General features: G+C 68.5%; 1 protein-coding gene. It reads right to left on the reverse strand.

Going from position 1 to position 1,861, the window contains the following annotated elements:
* On the reverse strand, positions 1 to 1,535 hold a 1,535-nt coding region (locus tag DI269_RS02055; protein ID WP_198667066.1), incomplete at its 3' end, for a peroxidase family protein.
* Positions 1,536 to 1,861: the final 326 nt, after the last annotated feature.

The following is a 1,861-nucleotide window of genomic DNA, read 5'->3' on the forward strand; positions in this document are numbered from 1 at the left end:
ACGCCGGCGAAGCGCAGGAGGTCCTGCATGAGGAACCCGCCGGGGGTGGTGCTGGGGAGGGTGGGCCGCCAGGTGGGGGCGACCGCGAGGTAGGAGGTGGGGTCGAGTTCGATGAGGCCGAGGAAGACCTCGGCGATGAGGCGGGCGCCGGTGGGGCCCAGGCGCAGGCCGCCGGCGAGCTGCTCGGCCTCGGCGAGGACGTAGAACCAGAGCGGGGTCTGGTTCTCCAGGGCGATCCCGTAGGGGGCCATGGCGTCCTGGAGCATGAGCATCTGGTGGCCCATGGTCTGCGCGATGCGCTGGCCGGCGGGGACGCTCCAGGTCATGTGGCGCAGCAGGTTGCGCTGGGCCAGGGAGATGGGGGGCTGGCCGCCGGGGATGGTGCCCAGGGGGAGCCGGAACAGCGGGGTGGAGATGACGGGGTCGAGGCGCTTGTTGCGCCGGACTTGCCCGTCGCCGAAGTCGAAGAACGTCTGCCAGCCGACGAAGCGGCGGGGTTTGCGCACGCCGCCGCGCATGTCGCTGGGGTCGTCCTCGAACTGGGCGGCGGGGTCGAAGATGAACCCGAAGAACGGTCCGCCGTTGTCGCCCGCGAGGTTGAGGCGGTAGGACGGGCGGATCATGCTGTGGCCCATGCGGTAGGCGATCTGGAACTCGATCGGCATGAACGCCGGGTTCGGTTCGGGCTTGTAGTAGTCGCGGCCGTTGTCGAGGATGTCGTCGACGACGGCCTGGCCGCAGACCTGCGGCAGGAACGTGTGGACGATGATCCACTGGTAGTGCCAGGTGACGAGGCGGCGGGCCTCGGCGAAGACGTTGCCGCCGTAGCCGGTGCCGACGAGGCGGTCGACGACTTCGTTGTGGAAGAGGATGAATGCGGCGTGGAGTCCGGAGAGGATGGCGTTCTCGTCGTTGCGGGGGTCGCCGATGATCGCGGTCCGGCCGCCCGTGCGGGGGACGTCCTCGAACAGGCCGCCCGACTCGATGCGCAGGTGGCGTCCGTCGGTCTCGTACAGCTCGGGGTCGACGGCGGGGCCGCCGCCGTAGACGGTGTCGAGGTCGAGCGCCGGGGTGCGGTCGTTCGGTGAGATCTCGGGCCGCGTCGGGGTGCCGAGCGGGGAGGTCTGGTCGAAGGTCATGTCGTGGTCGAGGAACTGGCCGAAGAACGTGGTCCCGGCGGTGTGGGTGGGGTTGTCGGGGTTGTTCGCGCTGAGGGCGGGGTCCAGGATGAGCTGGATGGGCCCGGCGGCGAGGTCGTCGTCGGCGTCCATGATGCCGCCGACGGCGCCGATGGAGATCATGGCCTGGCGGCAGCGCTCGTCGGCGGGGACGTACGGCGGGAGGCTCGGGAACATGCGCCCGAACCGGTTGGCGGGGGTCGGCGTGGTCTGCGCTTCGGCGAGGCCGACGGCGCCGATGCCGGCGGCGGCCGCGGCGGTGGCGCCGACGCCGGTGAGGAAGAGTCGTCTGGTGAGTTGCGCGCGCGCCCTTGCCTGTCGGCGCGCGGGGGAGTGCATGGCTGAGTTTGCAGGCATCATTGCCCACCTCTCGATTGGTCTTCGAGTCGGTCTCAGCGGGCACTGGGAGGCGGCCGGTCGCTCCGGAGGCGCTTGATCCTCTGGAGGCCATCGTCGGCCGATAGCAATAACATATCGATGATCATGGATTTAATCAATGGATTTGAAAACGGGTTGTTCAATCCCCATGCGACGGTTTGATCCCCACCTTGAACAGGGGGATCGCATACTCTTGAACGAGCGGCGGCCGGGTGTGCGAATTCGCACACCCGGCCGTCACTCTCATTTATCAAGCGCTTTCGTCGAGAAAGCCCCATTCGCCGACGTTGTAGAAGACCCGCATC

The organism is Glycomyces dulcitolivorans (assembly GCF_003265355.1).
GTDB classification, from domain to species: domain Bacteria; phylum Actinomycetota; class Actinomycetes; order Mycobacteriales; family Micromonosporaceae; genus Glycomyces; species Glycomyces dulcitolivorans.